The organism is Oceaniferula marina (genome assembly GCF_013391475.1).
GTDB lineage: Bacteria > Verrucomicrobiota > Verrucomicrobiia > Verrucomicrobiales > Akkermansiaceae > Oceaniferula > Oceaniferula marina.
This window is the reverse complement of the sequence record NZ_JACBAZ010000002.1, coordinates 315,976-331,987: the sequence shown is the minus strand read 5'-3', so window position 1 is coordinate 331,987 and position 16,012 is coordinate 315,976. Positions and strand designations below refer to the sequence as shown.

The following is a 16,012-nucleotide window of genomic DNA, read 5'->3' as shown; positions in this document are numbered from 1 at the left end:
ACTCGCAGGGTAGGACAGGTTTTCAACCTGTCGACTAGCCAAGCACACAACCCAAGCCACTCATCCTGACTAAGCACACATCCTGCCGACAGCTTGAAAAGCTGTCCTACTTTTACCCACAGCAACTCGCAAGGTAGGACAGGTTTCCAACCTGTCGACAAGCCAAGCACACATCCCAAGCCGCACATCCCCTTATCATCCAACTTTCATCCATGTTCACCTTCGCCCATCCCTGGTGCTTTATCCTGCTGGTACTTCCATTGGCAGTGAGGTTCCTGCTCCCCGTTCACCGGGAAAGGCGCACCGCGGTGATGGTTCCCTTCATGAATCGAATGTCCCGGATCACAGGTCAAAAACCATCTGAAGGCTCCACGATCACCCGCCGCAGCACGGCACAACACACCGTCGCCTGGCTCTCATGGATTCTCATCATCACCGCGATGGCACGCCCCCAATTCTTCGAGCCACCGATCTCACGAACCCTCCCCACCCGGGATCTACTCCTCGCCATCGATCTCTCCGGATCGATGCAAGTCGAAGATTTTAAAGATGAAAAAGGCCAGATGCGGGATCGCCTAACTGCGGTTAAACAAGTCGTGGATACCTTTCTGGAGCACCGCGAAAACGATCGCGTCGGGCTGATCCTGTTTGGCTCGGCAGCCTTCGTCCAAGCCCCCTTCACTAACGATCTGGACGTCTGCCGGGAACTTCTCGCCGAAGCTCAGGTTGGGATGGCCGGCCCCAAAACGGCGATTGGTGATGCCATCGGTCTTTCCATCCACGTTTTCAACCGCAGTGAACAAAAAAACAAAGTCCTCATTCTGCTCACCGATGGCAATGACACCAGCAGCAAGGTTCCCCCGACTGACGCCGCACGGATCGCTCGCGATAAGGGAATTGTCATCCACACCATCGCCATCGGGGACCCGGAAGCTGCCGGGGAAGAAAAACTCGACGAGGACAGCCTGCGTGAAATTTCCCAAACGACCAATGGGTCCTTCTACCGAGCGCTTGACCGCGACCAACTCGAAAACATCTATCAGGAAATCGACGCTCTCGATACCCGCAAAGCGGAAACAATCAGCTATCGTCCACGTCGCGACCTCTACGTCTGGCCTCTGGCCACCGCCATCATCCTCGCCATTCTCTTCCAAATTTTCATGGCTCTGCGCCACCGCGCCAGAACCGCGAAACTGCCCGATCCAAGCACCCCATGATTGAAAACTTCCATTTCATCCGCCCTTGGTGGTTGCTGCTTCTGATCCCGTCCGTCGTCACCGTCTGGATGATTATCCGTCGCCAGGATGCTTCACGGGCGTGGTCAGGCATCATGGATCCCCATCTGCTCAAAGCCCTCTCAACGGGACAAGAGCAAAAAGAAACCCTCCGCCCAGCCACCTTGCTGGGTATGATTCTGATCCTCGGCTCCATCGCCCTTGCCGGCCCCAGCTGGAAACTCGAGCCCTCCCCCTTCTCAGAAGACCAGTCAGCCCTCGTCATCATCCTCCAGGTCACCCCCAGCATGGACGAACAGGACGTGCAGCCCTCCCGGGCCGAACGCGCGATCCAGAAAATCCAGGATTTACTCAAGCAGCGGGCAGGAGCACGTAGCGCACTCATCGCTTACTCCGGCACCGCCCACCTCGTGATACCCCTCACCAAGGATGCAGGCATCATCAATACCTTTGCCGCCGACCTGAGCCCTGCCATCATGCCCCGTGACGGAAATGCGGCTCTCGAGGCCCTTCAACTTGCCGAAAAAGAACTCCAACGCAGTCAGACAAGCGGCACCATCCTTTTTATCTGCGACACCATCCCGGCACAACTTCCAGCCACGACTACTCCGGTCGAGGTTCTCGCTGTGGCAGGCACCGAAACTCGGGAAACCATCAAAACCAACTGCCAGTCCAATGGTGCCCACTTTACCCCGATCAGCATTGACGACCAGGACGTCAAACAACTCAATCAGCGGATCGAGACATCCTTTGCCGCTCGCCCTTCTGACCACGGCCAACACTGGCTCGACAACGGTTGGTGGCTCACTCCCATCATCGCCATGCTCGCACTCTGGTGGTTCCGCCCAGGATGGGTGATCGAATGGTAAAATGTGGATAACGAACCGAGAATCATGCAAACCCGAAAATCACTCCCTATCAGCAAGGCAAGCATGTTTGTCTCCATGCTGCTGCTCGTATCCATCCTCATCGCTTGGCAGAAAGCAGACCGATCCTTTGCAGGGCTCTGGCAGACCCCGGACCAACAAGCACAGAAGCTCATGGAGCAAAAACGCTACCTCGATGCCGCGGAGATCTTCACCGACCCCATGCGCCGCGGGGAGGCCCTCTTCAAAGCGGGCGAATTCAAACAAGCACTCGCCGTCTACAACACCCAGGTCTCCAATGAGGCCATCTACAACCGTGGCAATTGCCAGATGATGCTAGGAAAATATGATGCCGCCATCGAGCTCTACACCCGCACACTAGAGCAGCGCCCTGACTGGGAGGCTGCCCAAACCAACCGTAAAATTGCCATCGCCCGCAAAGCGGCACTCGCCCCCCCGGAAAACCCGTCCGAGGGGACTGGTGGCAAACTCGGAGCCGACGAAATTGTTTTCGATGACCGTGCGAAAAATGCGAACAACACAGAAACGGGTGAAGGGGGAGAAAGTATGAACGACGAGGAAATGCGGGCACTCTGGCTACGCAAGGTGCAAACCAAACCCAGCGACTTTTTGCGTGCCAAATTTTCCTATCAAGCCCAACGGGATCAAGAACTGAGAGGAGAAGCCAAACCATGAGCCCTATCAAACACCTCGGATGGTTTATCATCCTGATCCTACATGGCCTCGGAATGCTATCTCTCCACGCTGCGCCCGAGCCCGTTCGCCTGTTCATCGCCGAGTCCTCCAAGCCTCCGAAGGAAAACACCTACTGGGTCGGCCAAAAAATCCCGCTCATCGTCGAGGTTCTGGCACCCACTCATTTCAGCGGCCCCACCCGCTTTTCCCTGCCCGATGTCAATGGCGCTGTCTGCTACCGCGCCGAACAACGGGCCGTGGTCATGTCCCGCAACATCGACGGCACCAGCTACAGTGTGCAACGACATGAATTTTACTTCTATCCGCTTCGTCCGGGCTCATTTCGCATTCCCCCCATTTCCGTTCGCTATGGCATCGCGGGTCGTCCCGGAGAAAAAGCCAGCGATCACCAATCCGAGACACTTCCTCTCGAAATCCAGGCTGACCTTCCCGACGAAGCAAAGGGAATACACTCACTCATTTCAACCACCAAGCTCCAGATCAAAGAAACCTGGAACCCGGATCCAACAAAAAAGACAACAACATGGGCCACTGGCAACAGCATCAAACGTACGCTCCGGATCTCAGCCGAGGATGTTCCCGGTATGGCGCTGCCGCATATCACCATCGAGGAACCCCCCGGCCTGCGCGTCTACCGCAAGCGTGCACAAATCGACGACTCCGTTAACCGTGGGGCACTCACCGGACACCGGACCGACAGCCTGACCTATCTCTTTCAGGAAGCTGGAGATTACACCCTGCCTGCAATCACCATCCATTGGTGGAACATCGAACAGAATAAGCTCAATACCATCACCCTGCCGGAGATCAACTTAACCGTCGTTCAGGCCCCACAGCATGCCAGCAGCCATGCCAAGCCCCCCCAGTCCAAGACCGTTCCATGGCTCACCCTCAGTTGGGTCTCCGGCGTGCTGTTGGTCTTGATCTTTTTCCTCATCCGCTTCCAAGCAAAGATCACCTCATGGATTCAATGCCCAATCCAGCACTACCGACACCGGGAGTCCGCCTACTTCAAACGCATCACCCTGGCACCCACTGCCACAACCACCCATCAAGCCATTCAACAATGGCAGCAAAAATGGACTAAGTTAACACCCGGGCAAACACTCGAACAATGGAGCCGGCCCCATGCGCACGACAATCTCAGCCAAGAACTCCAAAAGCTGCAATACGCGATTGTCCATCCAGGATCAGACTGGAATAAAACCGAACTCATCAAAGAGCTCTCTCTACTCAGAAAACAAATAAAACAGCAAGATCGCTTAACTACTAACAAATCGAAACCTTTTAAACTCAAACCCTTAAACCCAAAATGACAGCAACGATAGAAGTTTTCTTTTGACAACACAAGGAATCGAGGTCCATAGTGCATGCTCTTACTAACTATTATAGACGCAATGAAAAGATCCCTACTAACTACTGCACTCAGCTGCCTCGTCAGCTGCACCGCCCTTTTTGCGGCGGACAAAAAACCCAACATTTTGGTCATCTGGGGTGACGATGTCGGACAATCCAACATTTCCGCTTACACTCGTGGACTGATGGGCTACCAAACACCTAACATTGATCGAATTGCCAACGAAGGCATTCTCTTTACCGACTACTACGGTGAGCAGAGCTGCACCGCCGGTCGATCCTCCTTCATCATGGGACAAAGCGTCTTCCGCACCGGCCTTTCGAAAGTGGGACTACCGGGAGCCAAAGAAGGCATGATGGTCGAAGACCCCACTATTGCCGGACTACTCAAGGATCAAGGCTACATGACAGGTCAATTCGGTAAAAACCACCTTGGCGACCGCGACGAACATCTTCCTACCAACCACGGCTTTGATGAGTTCCTCGGCAACCTTTATCACCTCAATGCCGAGGAAGAGCCTGAAAACGAAGACTACCCGAAAAACCCTGAATTCCGTAAAAAATTCGGCCCACGGGGTGTGATCAAATCCTCTGCCGACGGCAAAATCGAGGACACCGGCCCACTGACCAAAAAACGTATGGAAACCGTGGATGACGAAACAGTGGCTGCAGCCATTGACTTCATCCGCCGCGCCAATAAAGCCGGCAAACCATGGTTTGTCTGGTGGAGCGGCACCCGCATGCACTTCCGCACCCACGTCAGTGCAGAAAAAATGGCTGCGATTAAAAAGCATAACCCAAAGGCTGACGAATACACCTGCGGTATGATCGAGCACGACATGCATATCGGAGAATTCCTCAAGGTGCTCGACGAGCTCAAGATTGCCGACAATACCATCGTTCATTACTCCACCGACAACGGCCCGCACTACAACACCTGGCCCGATGCTGCCGCCACGCCCTTCCAAGGTGAAAAGAATACCAACTGGGAAGGCGGCTGGCGCGTCCCCTGTGCCGTTCGCTGGCCTGGCGTCGTCAAAGCCGGATCCATCAGTAACGGCATCGTACACCACATGGACTGGTTGCCGACCTTTGTCGCCGCTGCTGGCAAAACCGACATCAAGGAAGACCTGCTCGATGGCTACACTTCCTCCGCCCTGAAGCGCGACTACAAGATCCACCTCGATGGATACAATCTGATGGATCACCTCAAGGACCCACAAAAGGTAGAAAGCCCACGTAAGGAGATCTTCTACTTCTCTGACGAAGGCGATCTCACCGCCCTGCGCTATCAGGACTGGAAAATCATGTTCATGGAGCAGAAAAAGAAAGAAACACTCCGTGCCTGGATTGAACCCTGGACACCGCTGCGCGTACCTTTGATCTTCAACCTGCGCCGCGACCCCTACGAGCGGGCCTACTTCACGTCGAACACTTACTATGACTGGATGATCGACCGTGTCTTTATGCTCGTTCCCGCTCAGGCCTACGTCGGCAATTTCCTGAAAACCTTCCAGGAATACCCGCCGCGCCAAAAAGCAGCATCCTTCAACCTGGACCAAGTCATGGAAGCAATGAACAAAGGAGCCTCCGGCGAACGTTAATTTGTGCTGTGAATCCAACGCAACAGTGCCGTGCTCTGGTATCCATCGGAGCGCGGCCATTTTTTCTCCCCCCGTCTCACACTCAATATGCCCCATCCTATGAAAACCGTCATCGCGCTCAGCTCCCTGCTTCTTTGTTCTCAAGGGTTCGCAGTAGACCCCCTGCCATCATGGAACAACGGCGGTAACAAACAGGCCGTTCTTTCTTTTATCAAAAAAACCACCACCAAAGGCTCCCCCGATTTTATTGCGCCGAGCAAGCGGATTGCCGTCTTTGATAACGACGGCACCCTCTGGGCCGAGCAACCACTCTATTTTCAGGCGATCTTTATCTTCGACCAAATCAAAAAACGGGCCCCCCAACACCCTGAGTGGAAAACCCAGGAACCCTTTGCCTCTGTTCTCAAGGGCGATACCAAAAAGGCTCTGGCTGGTGGTAAAAAGGCCTTGCTGAAAATGACTGCCGCCACCCATGCCAACATCACAACTGAGCAATTTGAACAATCCGTCCGCGATTGGCTCAACACGGCCCGCCACCCAAAAACCAAACGCGCCTATAACGAAATGGTCTATCAACCAATGCTCGAGCTTCTCGAACACCTCCGGGCCAAGGGCTACAAAACCTTTATTGTCTCTGGTGGCGGCATCGATTTCATGCGCGTCTTTGCCGAAGAAACCTACGGCATCCCACCCGAACAAGTCATCGGCAGCAGCCTGAAAGCCAAATACGAGCTCCGCAATGGAAAACCCGTGATCGTCAAAATCCCCGAACTCAACTTCATCGACGACAAAGCCGGTAAACCTGTAGGTATTCACCAACATATCGGGATTCGCCCCGTTGCCGCCTTTGGTAACTCAGATGGCGATTTCGAAATGATCGAATGGACCACCTCTGGAGACGGCCCTCGACTCGGAGCCTTCGTCCACCACGACGATGCCCAACGAGAATGGCAATACGATCACCCATCACACATCGGTCAGCTCAAACGAGGACTGAGTGAAGCGCCAAAGCGCAACTGGCTGGTGTTGAGTATGAAAAACGACTGGAACCAAATCTTCCCTTCGACCGACGAACCTGCAAAGGCCAAGTAAAAACGGAGGGAACCCGTGCCCTCAATTTGCAGGTCGCAACATGATCGTTGGCAAGGCTGGCTGGTCTCAATCAGCCGTCGACGAACGACCTGACACGGGAACCTCTCCTCTTGGCCTGATGATGCCTCGGGTTGTCGGCAGGATTCAATCCTGCCCTACTTTCATTACCGTTGCGTCACCACCATCGGGAAGTCTAAACTGATCAAATGGCATAAGATCAAGCGTTGCAAGCTGCCTGCTGCTCACGCTGTTCGATCACACCCAGCACCGCCTCTTCCAACAAATGCCTCCGGCTGGCCGGGATCGGGTGCAGCGACACCACCACTCCGCTGTTTTTCTTTTCGGTAAAATGGAAAATCAACTGTTTGGCCCCCGGGGTGCATTCGGCATCGGCAATTTCAGTCCAATAGAGGATTTGCAGGTTTTTTTGAGGTTTAAAAAAGGGGAAAATCTCCACCCCCAATGGGCTGACAATCAAATAAGCATGGCGAGTGCAACGCAAGCCAATGCGTAACAAGCCGTAGCTCACCAACAAACAGGGGATGCAAGTCCACCACCAACCATCCAAGAATGGCCCCTTCATCCCCCAATCCTGGGTCGAAAGAATAAACAGAGCCACGGATAGAGCAAAGAAGACCACCGAGGCGGCATAAAACAAAGGTGCCTGAGCCGCCCGGGTAAAGCGAAGTTCCTTCTCAGGTTCGGCTAGCTTTTTGGGCCCGGACGGCAACACCGCCCGACGCACCTTCCCACTCCATGATTCATCAGCTTCCATCGTCTCCCCCACGTTCTGCCCCACATCGTCTCTAAAGGCAACCCCCGAGAAGGAAGACTCCATCACAGACCATAAGTAATACCATTTGATCAGTTAAATTGGCTGAATGGCACTGAAGGTTTTCGATTTTAACTAGGCACAAGGAAGGCGCATAGCGGGCTATGCAACTGACGCGCAACAACGGTAAAATCTATAAGATTCAGTGCCCCCTTGCCATTCAGCTTGCTGACTGACTCATCATCTTAAACTCAAACCATTCTGCCAATTTAACTGGGAGAATGGTATAACAGGGGGGGGATTGGCCTCAATCCTCCGCGAACAACGGTCGCCTGCCCCCCGCCAGAACTAAACACCCCTGGATTATTTCTCCGGTGCCGGCAATTCCGTGATCCGGATGTTTTTGAACTGCACCCGGTCACCGTGGCCACAGAAAGTAATATGTCCGCTACGGCGCTTCACCCCTTGATGCTTGGGATGGGCTTTGGCCAATTCATCCAGATTGGCTTCGTTGATCACCGTGCCATTGAGCTCAATCGTTACCATGGATCCATTGACCGTCACCTTCTCACGATTCCACTCGCCAACCGGTTTGAGAAATCCCTTTTTGGCAGCCTGCATAAAATACACCCCCCCGTGGAATTGGTAAGGCTTCAGGTTTTTATATTTCGGATGCGTATCATCAAGAATTTGCAGCTCCATCCCGGTCTGGGCGGGGTTCCCTTTTCCAGTGTAGTGGATACCTAAACCATTGTTGCCACCAGGAGGCAGCTTAAACTCAAACTCCAACACATAGTTGGTGTACTGCTTCTCGGTCATCAGGTTACGACCTTTGGGAGTACAAGCAATCACGCCATTCTCCACAACATATCCTTCCCCTTTCCAACCACTCAGGTCTTTGCCATTAAACAAACTGACGGGTTCTGCCAGCAAGGACAGTGACGTAAGAGCATAGAGCCATAAAGTGCGTTTCATCATCTAAAAATATAGTGGTTTGGTTTTGTCATCAATGGTGGTGGGCATCTGCAAAAGCATCCGACCGGGGGTCCCCCCTGGTCAAACACTTCGAATGCCTCACCAATCTTCTCCCTCCATACGGCAATGTCCACGGTCATTTTTCAGAAGCTCCAGCAATTTTCCCTCAATTCGTTGTTACTCACTGAAGCTGGTCTGACATCCACAGCCACTGAATTATTAGGCAACCCAAACTATCAGCCCCCGCCAACAGACAGAACGACTCTTTTTTTTCGCTAGACCCAAAATTAGCTTGCCAAAGTCGGCGCCACCACCTAGGAACCCGCCAGCCTTCGCTACGCCGCCTTAACAACTACGGGAAATTGAAGGACTTAGCTCAACTTGAGCTCTCCGAGAGCGGCGGATTTTCCAACATACCCAGAGCCATCCTGAATCAAGGGTGGACAACCTATACCCATGGTAAACGAACTCATCAACGAAATGGTCGACGCTGGAGTCCACTACGGACACCAGACCCGCAAATGGAACCCGAAAATGAAGCCCTTCCTCATGAAGGACAAAGGCGGGATCTACATCATCAACCTGGAAGAAACCGTAAAGTGCCTCGATAAGGCCTCGGACTTCCTCGCCGAAACCACCGGCAAAGGTAAAAAAATTCTTTTCGTCGGCTGCAAACGCCAAGCTCAGGACGCCGTCGCTGAAGCTGCTGAAGCAATCGGACAGTACTACGTTAACCACCGCTGGCTCGGTGGCACCCTGACCAACCTTTCCACCATCCGTCGCTCAGTCGAGCGTCTGAAGTACCTCGAAGACATCGAGAAATCCCCTGATTTCAAGAAAATGTCCAAGAAGGAACTCTCCGCACTCGGACGTGAGCGCACCAAGCTGCTTCGTAACCTTCGCGGTATCCGTGAAATGGACAAGCTTCCTGCCGCCATGGTCATCGTCGACTCCGCACGCGAAACCATCGCCGTCGCTGAAGCCCGCCGTTTGAACATCCCGGTCATCGCCATCGTCGACTCCAATGCCGACCCGAGCGCTGTGGACTACCCGGTTCCAGGTAACGATGACGCCACCCGCTCCATCCGTCTGCTTCTCCAGAATCTGGTGGACTCCGTGGCCCTCGCCAAGCAAGACTAACTTTTATCTCATTGGGCGGCATCGGCCGCCCAATGCTTTTTCTGACCACCATTAACCATTAACGATTAACTTATTATGGCAATTACCGCATCTGTTGTGCAGAAGCTGCGCAAAATGACCAACGCAGGCATGATGGCCTGTAAAGAAGCCCTCAAAGAATCCGACGGCGATCTCGACGCCGCTGCCAAGATTCTCCGCGAAAAAGGCATGACCAAAGCCGTCAAACGTGCCGGCCGTGAAACCTCCGAAGGTCTCGTCGCCGCTCAAGTGAACGGTGGAACCGAGGGTGTCATCGTGGAAGTCAACTGCGAAACCGACTTCGTCGCCAAAAACGATAACTTCCAGGCATTTGTCGCAGACATCACCAACACCATCGCCAACTCCGACGTCACCGACGCCGAAGCTGCCGCTGCAGTCGCCCACGGCGACGGCACTGTCCAGGACGCCATGGGTGCCAAGTTCGCCGAACTCGGTGAAGTCATCAAGATCAAGCGCCTGAACCGCTACAGCCTTGCTGCCAACGGAACCATCGCAAGCTACATCCACATGGGTGGCAAAGTCGGTGTGATCCTCGAACTCACCTGCGGCAAAGCCGAAACGGCTGCAACCGAGACCTTCCAAGAGCTCGCCCGCGACCTCTGCCTGCACACCGCAGCCTCCAACCCTGCCGGCCTGAACCGCGATGACATCGACGCTTCGACCATCGAGGAAGAGAAGGAAATCAGCCGTAAGCAGCTACTGGACGAAGGTAAGCCTGAGCAAATCATCGAGAAGATCCTGGTTGGCAAAATCAACAAGTTCTACTCCGAGGTCTGCCTCGTCGACCAAGCCTTTGTTAAGGACGACAAAGTCAGCATCACCGAACTCCTCACAGCCAAAGGCAAGGAGCTTGATGACAGCCTGAGCATCGCCCGCTACGAGCGCTACACCATCGGCGCCTAAGGGCCCAATGATGAATTCGCTCTAAGGGCGTTTTCAACCACCTTATTTCCAACCCCGCCTGCCAGAGTGCACGGCGGGGTTTTTTGCGCCCCAAGCTTAAGACAACCAAGGCAGATTGGCCCTGCAACTTGGCACAAACCAAGGTAGGACAGCTTTTTAAGCTGTCGGCAGGCTGGCTGATCCATCGAAGGTGCACACTGGCGATGCGCGATTTACCTGCCGACAGAAACCCAAGCTTATACCATTCTCCCGGTTAAATGGTATTACTTACCCATCAGCATTTTCACACCAAAAACCAACAACACGACACCAAAAAGACGGGTCAAATGCTGGTTGCTGAGTTTATGCATCAAATCAGTACCAAACCACGCAGCCAAGGCGGCAGCACCTGCGGTCAGCGCCACCATGCGCCAATCAATCAAATCCGGTTTACGTGCATTATTCAACGTGCTGATAATCGCAATGATCACGATGCAGGCCAAGGACGTAGCTACCGCTTGCTTTTGCTCCAATTTTAAAATGGTGACATAAGCGGGAACCATAACAATCCCACCGCCAACACCACACAGGGCGCCCAGCAATCCAGCTGCCATACCGATGAGTGCGGCTACGATAAAAGTTTTCATATTTTCGCGATCAGGGTGAACAAATACTAACAATCAATCGATGCAAGACCATCCGGTCGTCCAAACCTGTCGTCACCAGACAACGGTCTGCTTCGAGGCAGGACTGCATCGACTTCCGAAGCTTCTCCAAACCAAACCCAGCGGCACTCCGGCTTGCGAGAAACAATGGATAGGCATTCACTCCGCCGGCCTTTTTCTGCGGAAGCCAGGCACGCTCCCGCTCAGGGATCGCATTGAGTGCTGCCGCATATTGATTATAATTGTTATTCGGAATCTTGCGCCCGTCTCCCGCTGCTGCTGCCATAAACAGATTGCGTACCGTGGGAATAATCGATGCCCGCAAAATGGCAACGGCACTTTCCTTCCGCGCCATCTGCTGATCCACGAGCTCCAAGGCCCTCGCCCCGTTTTTTTTCTGCAGGGCATTGCCAATTTCAAACACCACTCCAGCCCGACTCAAGGGGACCATCAAACGCACGTCCTCCTCATTGACCTCCCGCCGATCTCCCAAGTAAATATCCATTTTCTCCAGCTCCGACCGGATCTGACGCGTGTCCTCACCGGCGAGCATCACAAACAGATCCAGAGCTTCCGCTGTGAATCGAATCTCTTTCTCCGCAGCCAAGCTACGCACCAACTGGGCAACCTGCTCCTGCCAGCCATCTCTGGAAACATCCGGTTTGTCAAAACTGCGAAAGTCCCCTTCCTTGGCGAGAAATTTACACAGCGACCGGCTTTTGTTAAAACTCGAGCAACTGAACACAAAATGCACATCATCGGGCATGCCGGCTTGCAAACACTCGAGCAAGGCTTCCGTTCCTGCCTTGGTAGCCTCCGCCTTACTTGTGCGGTCTGCTCCGAGGAAATTCACGTTTTTAAGCCACACCGTTTTACCTCCTCCAAAAAAAGGCAAGGTCTGCAGAGCCTCGATCGCCTTACCACAAGCTGAATACGCTTCGTCTGCATTCGCGGCAACCCCATCGATGATTTCGGTGGAAAACTCATCACCGCCCTCCGGCTTCAATCGGGTAAAGGTCTTCAAAGCCTCCTCTGAAACCGTGCCTTCATCCGTGCCGACAATGACGTGTAATTGACTCACGCGCTGCAGTCTACTGGGGCAATACCATTAGGCAAGGAGGATCTACCCGTCGTAGCGGTAATGGCCGATGACCTGATACTCCAATAACACATCCTCCCACTTCGGTCCTTCACCATTGTTGTGAACCACCCACATTTCATTGCGTCGATCCTCCGGACCCGGCACCACAATCCCAATATGGGAGTCACCATTGGGCAGCAACCAGACCACCACATCCCCCCAGGCAACATCATGCATGTTCACTCCCTCAACCGGGATTTCGAACTCCGATCCATGGCGAGTGAAAAACCGCTGCAGGTTCTCAACCCGCCGGTGGTCGATGTTGGTGTCCGGTTTCTGAGCCCCCCATAGCTGCGGGTAGATCCGAAAATTCTTTTTCATGTCCTCGTGCACCAGCTGCTGCAGGTCAATCCCCAGAGCCCGATAGCTTCGAACTATCACATCCGTGTTGGTTCCACGGTTCCCCGGCACATCCCCACCCGGATAATCAATTTTAAAATAGGCCGCATCGTATTGGACTTCCTGATGCGTTCGCTCCAAAGCGACCTTCGCCAAGGCATGACCAAAGGTATCTCCGATGTCCAACCAAGCGACCGTCTTTTCCACTTTCAAATCCGTCACCGGCTGAGCCTGAGCCAGTATCTTGCCAACAAAGGGACGGGAAACATAACCCACTCCGACGATCACCAATAAAACCATCAACCATCCGCCGCCCCACGGCTTACGGGCCGGCTTCTTGGGGCGCGGTCCGATGTATTCGATGGCATGTAGGTTATGCCTATTATTCTGCCTGCGGCGCATTCTTGATGTAAAGGTGCGAGCTCGGAGGAATCAGCTCGGGATTCATGTTCTAAAGGGCGTGGAATTTTTATCAAATACGCGTCCGCCTGACGAGTGTTTTTCAAGTATCTCAATAAAAATGACCTCGCCATACACCAACCTATCCCAATCAGACCCAACTCAGTCTTTATGATTTTTTTCACCCCTCTCATTGTTTTTAAGATTCTTTAAGACTCACGGCAAAATCACACTTCTAATTTTTGATGTTAGACTCCCAATCCGCCAACTCTTCCGCCGGGGTGAAATAAAATCTTAAAAAACAAACGTGCGTTCTGCCCACCACTTTTCCGGCAAGCCACTTCCATAAAAAAAAGACAAGTCACGCATATTGAATACTTAAGACATCTTAACTAGTTGCATTTGTCTCATGCTCCCGGGGGTCGATGGGAACTTGAGCTTGCGATTCGGCACGCTAGGCTACAGCATTCATCTATCACTCTACAGCATCATGTTGATCGAACACAAACACACAGCCCTGCAATGGGGCGCCTTAGACCTCGCCTTATTTGGAATTGATCGAGACTGGGAAGGGGCTCCACTTGACGTGCCTGCCGCCTTTGGACTGGCCACGGACACGGAAAACTTCTGGTTTGTCGCCAGTCGGCGCTCTCCTGCACACATCCACCCTGACGCCCGGCCAGGTCAATTCACACCTGAATTATGGAAGTATGACGTCGCCGAGTTTTTCCTGAGCCACCCTGCGTCCGGACGCTATCTGGAGTTCAACTTGGCTCCCAATGGTGCCTGGTGGAGCGCCGAGTTCACGGCGCCTCGTGTGCGAGCGCAAGAGGAAGATCTTCCGGTTCCCGGAGTAAAGACCTATGCCGACCTTTCACCGGACGGCTCATGGCTGACGGCAGCCTGCATCCCGCTCGAAATCCTAAAAGCGCGTTTCGACTTTGGTTCGGAAACCAAAATCAATGTCACCTTTATCGTCGAATCCCCGCAACAACGTTTTCTTACGGCCTCACCAGCGCCTGCAGGCATCGAACCGGATTTTCACCACCCCGACTTACTCCAGCCTGTACAAATCCACGACGGCGGCTTGACATTTCACAATGAGACTCCATCAGTCTAAACCGATTTATTAACCTCCTACTCAAAACCAACATGTCCACCACCACTTCCCGCATTGCCGTCATCGGTCTCGGCCGTATGGGCGCCAACATGGCCCGCCATCTCACCGACTGCGGCTATACCATCACCAGCGTCTACGATATTCTTCCGCAAACCACTCAGGAACTCGCCAACGAACTTGGCAGCACCGCCGCCACCTCGCCCTCCCAGGTATGTGAGGAGGCCGACGTCATCCTGACCGTGGTCACCGATGACACATCGATGCGCGAGCTCTTCTCGCCCGACCAATTGCTTACACAAGCAACAGGAAAAACCTTCATCAACTGTGCCACCGTCAGTCCGGAGGTTCACCAGGAAGTGGAAGCAGCATGCCAGGCCGCCGGAGCCCATTCGCTTGAAGCCTGTATGGCATCCAGCATCAGCCAAGCCCGGGAAGGCAAACTCTATCTGATGATCGGCGGTGAGCGAGCTGTCTTTGATCAACACCAAGCGCTGCTCGAAACCCTCTCGACCAACCTGCGCTATATCGGCCCCGCCGGTCAAGCAGCCAAGGTCAAGGCTTTGGTCAATATGGTGATGAATATCAATACCGCCGCCCTCGCCGAGGGGCTGGGTCTGGGCGATGCCCTCGGACTCGACACCAAAATGCTATGTGAGGTCTTTGCTCAGACCGGAGCCAACTCCAGAGTGCTGGAAACCGATGCCGACGACATGATCGACCGCGACCACGAGTGCTGGTTCTCCGCGTCTCACGCGGCCAAAGACAGCGGCATCGCCAACAGCCTAGCGGCCGAGGCCGGAGTCGAGGTTCCTCTTTCCCAAGCCACTGAACATCAATATCAACGCATGATCGACGCCGGTCTCGGAGAACTCGACAAATCCGGCATCGCCGAACTCACCTTCCCCGGCCGCTCCTAATCCACCCCCGACACCTATGACACCCACCCACAACCGCCACGGCGAACGCCTCGACCTCAGCTTTCACCCGGGGCAAGGGGCATCGTGCCATCCCGATCATCTGGTCATCCTTGGCCATGGTGTCACCGGCAACAAGGACCGGCCACTGCTCATCGCTGTGGCCGAACACCTCGCCGCAAATGGCTGGCCTTGTCTTCGGCTTTCGTTTTCTGGCAACGGAGAATCGGAAGGGGCATTCGCAGATTCCAACATCAGCAAGGAAATCGAAGACCTCACCGCCGTGATCGACCAACACGGCCCAGGCAAAAAAATCGCTTACATCGGCCATAGCATGGGAGGAGCAGTCGGCACCCTGACCGCAGCTCGCGACGAACGCATCCAGCTCATGGTCCACCTTGCCGGCATGGTTCACACCTCCAACTTTGTCGAACGGGAATTTGGAGAACTTACACCTGACCACGACCTGATGTGGGACGAAGCCGCATGTCCGCTGTCCTCCACCTACGTCAACGACCTTCGCCAGGTTGATTCCACTCTGGATGCCGTCAAGGAACTACGCCTCCCCTGGCTACTGATCCACGGGCTCGACGACGATGTGGTCCTGCCCGGAGACAGCCAGGAGCTCTACCAAAAACTACGAGCCCCCCGCGAACTGGTCGAAATCCCCGGTGCAGACCACTCGTTTGAAGGATATCACCATGAAGTCTGCACCAAGATTCTCGACTGGTTGGAAAAACATTTCTAAATTTTCAG

Annotated in this window: 16 protein-coding genes; 11 read left to right on the top strand and 5 right to left on the bottom strand. The window is 54.0% G+C overall.

Features of this window, described 5'->3' with window-relative positions:
- Positions 1–323 precede the first annotated feature (323 nt).
- The 6 genes from HW115_RS05880 (at position 324) to HW115_RS05855 (ending at position 6,870) form a co-directional block, all read left to right on the top strand.
- Entirely contained in the window at positions 324–1,217 is an 894-nt protein-coding gene (locus tag HW115_RS05880) for a vWA domain-containing protein (RefSeq protein ID WP_227021308.1), read from the top strand.
- Positions 1,214–2,104, top strand: a complete 891-nt coding sequence (locus HW115_RS05875) for a vWA domain-containing protein (RefSeq protein WP_178931666.1) — start codon at positions 1,214–1,216, stop codon at positions 2,102–2,104. The genes HW115_RS05880 and HW115_RS05875 overlap by 4 nt, the downstream gene beginning before the upstream one ends.
- Positions 2,105–2,128: 24 nt before the next feature.
- Positions 2,129–2,797: a tetratricopeptide repeat protein gene (locus HW115_RS05870; RefSeq protein ID WP_227021307.1), complete on the top strand. Its 669-nt coding sequence runs from the start codon at positions 2,129–2,131 to the stop codon at positions 2,795–2,797.
- Positions 2,794–4,134, top strand: coding sequence for a BatD family protein (locus HW115_RS05865; protein WP_178931665.1), 1,341 nt, complete (start codon positions 2,794–2,796; stop codon positions 4,132–4,134). The genes HW115_RS05870 and HW115_RS05865 overlap by 4 nt, the downstream gene beginning before the upstream one ends.
- Before the next feature lie 81 nt (positions 4,135–4,215).
- The gene (locus HW115_RS05860; RefSeq protein WP_178931664.1) at positions 4,216–5,778 is read left to right on the top strand and encodes an arylsulfatase; all 1,563 of its coding nucleotides are present in this window, start codon (positions 4,216–4,218) and stop codon (positions 5,776–5,778) included.
- Between the two features lie 99 nt (positions 5,779–5,877).
- Positions 5,878–6,870, top strand: coding sequence for an HAD family hydrolase (locus tag HW115_RS05855; RefSeq protein ID WP_178931663.1), 993 nt, complete (start codon positions 5,878–5,880; stop codon positions 6,868–6,870).
- A gap of 217 nt (positions 6,871–7,087) precedes the next feature.
- Here HW115_RS05855 and HW115_RS05850 read toward each other — a convergent pair whose 3' ends face one another.
- Together HW115_RS05850 and HW115_RS05845 are read right to left on the bottom strand one after the other, a co-directional pair.
- Positions 7,088–7,708, bottom strand: coding sequence for a hypothetical protein (locus tag HW115_RS05850; RefSeq protein WP_227021306.1), 621 nt, complete (start codon positions 7,706–7,708; stop codon positions 7,088–7,090).
- Positions 7,709–8,005: 297 nt separating this feature from the next.
- Positions 8,006–8,620, bottom strand: coding sequence for a 3-keto-disaccharide hydrolase (locus HW115_RS05845; RefSeq protein ID WP_227021305.1), 615 nt, complete (start codon positions 8,618–8,620; stop codon positions 8,006–8,008).
- 453 nt (positions 8,621–9,073) lie between these two features.
- Here HW115_RS05845 and rpsB point away from each other — a divergent pair, with 453 nt between their 5' ends.
- Positions 9,074–9,757: a 30S ribosomal protein S2 gene (gene rpsB, locus HW115_RS05840; RefSeq protein ID WP_178931661.1), complete on the top strand. Its 684-nt coding sequence runs from the start codon at positions 9,074–9,076 to the stop codon at positions 9,755–9,757.
- A gap of 75 nt (positions 9,758–9,832) precedes the next feature.
- The gene (gene tsf, locus HW115_RS05835; RefSeq protein WP_178931660.1) at positions 9,833–10,699 is read left to right on the top strand and encodes a translation elongation factor Ts; all 867 of its coding nucleotides are present in this window, start codon (positions 9,833–9,835) and stop codon (positions 10,697–10,699) included.
- 263 nt (positions 10,700–10,962) lie between these two features.
- On the opposite strand, the gene HW115_RS05830 is transcribed toward tsf, so the two are convergent.
- Genes HW115_RS05830 through HW115_RS05820 form a run of 3 tightly spaced genes read right to left on the bottom strand, consistent with a single transcriptional unit; the run spans position 10,963 to position 13,225 of the window.
- On the bottom strand, positions 10,963–11,325 hold the full coding sequence (locus HW115_RS05830) for a sulfite exporter TauE/SafE family protein (RefSeq protein WP_178931659.1): 363 nt from the start codon (positions 11,323–11,325) through the stop codon (positions 10,963–10,965).
- Between the two features lie 10 nt (positions 11,326–11,335).
- On the bottom strand, positions 11,336–12,424 hold the full coding sequence (holA, locus tag HW115_RS05825; protein ID WP_178931658.1) for a DNA polymerase III subunit delta: 1,089 nt from the start codon (positions 12,422–12,424) through the stop codon (positions 11,336–11,338).
- Between the two features lie 42 nt (positions 12,425–12,466).
- Positions 12,467–13,225 carry a DUF1287 domain-containing protein gene (locus tag HW115_RS05820; RefSeq protein ID WP_227021304.1) on the bottom strand — a complete coding sequence of 253 codons (759 nt, stop codon included), beginning with the start codon at positions 13,223–13,225 and terminating at the stop codon, positions 12,467–12,469.
- A 487-nt stretch (positions 13,226–13,712) separates the two neighbouring features.
- Between HW115_RS05820 and HW115_RS05815 the strand changes: the two genes are divergently transcribed.
- From HW115_RS05815 to HW115_RS05805, 3 genes are read left to right on the top strand one after another with little or no spacing between them, the layout of a single operon-like run.
- Positions 13,713–14,342, top strand: coding sequence for a DOMON domain-containing protein (locus tag HW115_RS05815; RefSeq protein ID WP_178931657.1), 630 nt, complete (start codon positions 13,713–13,715; stop codon positions 14,340–14,342).
- Between the two features lie 32 nt (positions 14,343–14,374).
- On the top strand, positions 14,375–15,259 hold the full coding sequence (locus HW115_RS05810; RefSeq protein WP_178931656.1) for an NAD(P)-dependent oxidoreductase: 885 nt from the start codon (positions 14,375–14,377) through the stop codon (positions 15,257–15,259).
- A 16-nt stretch (positions 15,260–15,275) separates the two neighbouring features.
- On the top strand, positions 15,276–16,004 hold the full coding sequence (locus tag HW115_RS05805) for an alpha/beta hydrolase (protein WP_178931655.1): 729 nt from the start codon (positions 15,276–15,278) through the stop codon (positions 16,002–16,004).
- Positions 16,005–16,012: the final 8 nt, after the last annotated feature.

Bases quoted from the DNA above. Each gene is read 5' to 3' on its own strand.
- HW115_RS05880 (WP_227021308.1), top strand. From the start codon at position 324: ATGAATCGAATGTCCCGGATCACAGGTCAAAAACCATCTGAAGGCTCC.
- HW115_RS05875 (WP_178931666.1), top strand. From the start codon at position 1,214: ATGATTGAAAACTTCCATTTCATCCGCCCTTGGTGGTTGCTGCTTCTG.
- HW115_RS05870 (WP_227021307.1), top strand. From the start codon at position 2,129: ATGCAAACCCGAAAATCACTCCCTATCAGCAAGGCAAGCATGTTTGTC.
- HW115_RS05865 (WP_178931665.1), top strand. From the start codon at position 2,794: ATGAGCCCTATCAAACACCTCGGATGGTTTATCATCCTGATCCTACAT.
- HW115_RS05860 (WP_178931664.1), top strand. From the start codon at position 4,216: ATGAAAAGATCCCTACTAACTACTGCACTCAGCTGCCTCGTCAGCTGC.
- HW115_RS05855 (WP_178931663.1), top strand. From the start codon at position 5,878: ATGAAAACCGTCATCGCGCTCAGCTCCCTGCTTCTTTGTTCTCAAGGG.
- HW115_RS05850 (WP_227021306.1), bottom strand. From the start codon at position 7,708: ATGGAGTCTTCCTTCTCGGGGGTTGCCTTTAGAGACGATGTGGGGCAG.
- HW115_RS05845 (WP_227021305.1), bottom strand. From the start codon at position 8,620: ATGATGAAACGCACTTTATGGCTCTATGCTCTTACGTCACTGTCCTTG.
- rpsB (WP_178931661.1), top strand. From the start codon at position 9,074: ATGGTAAACGAACTCATCAACGAAATGGTCGACGCTGGAGTCCACTAC.
- tsf (WP_178931660.1), top strand. From the start codon at position 9,833: ATGGCAATTACCGCATCTGTTGTGCAGAAGCTGCGCAAAATGACCAAC.
- HW115_RS05830 (WP_178931659.1), bottom strand. From the start codon at position 11,325: ATGAAAACTTTTATCGTAGCCGCACTCATCGGTATGGCAGCTGGATTG.
- HW115_RS05820 (WP_227021304.1), bottom strand. From the start codon at position 13,225: ATGCGCCGCAGGCAGAATAATAGGCATAACCTACATGCCATCGAATAC.
- HW115_RS05815 (WP_178931657.1), top strand. From the start codon at position 13,713: ATGTTGATCGAACACAAACACACAGCCCTGCAATGGGGCGCCTTAGAC.
- HW115_RS05810 (WP_178931656.1), top strand. From the start codon at position 14,375: ATGTCCACCACCACTTCCCGCATTGCCGTCATCGGTCTCGGCCGTATG.
- HW115_RS05805 (WP_178931655.1), top strand. From the start codon at position 15,276: ATGACACCCACCCACAACCGCCACGGCGAACGCCTCGACCTCAGCTTT.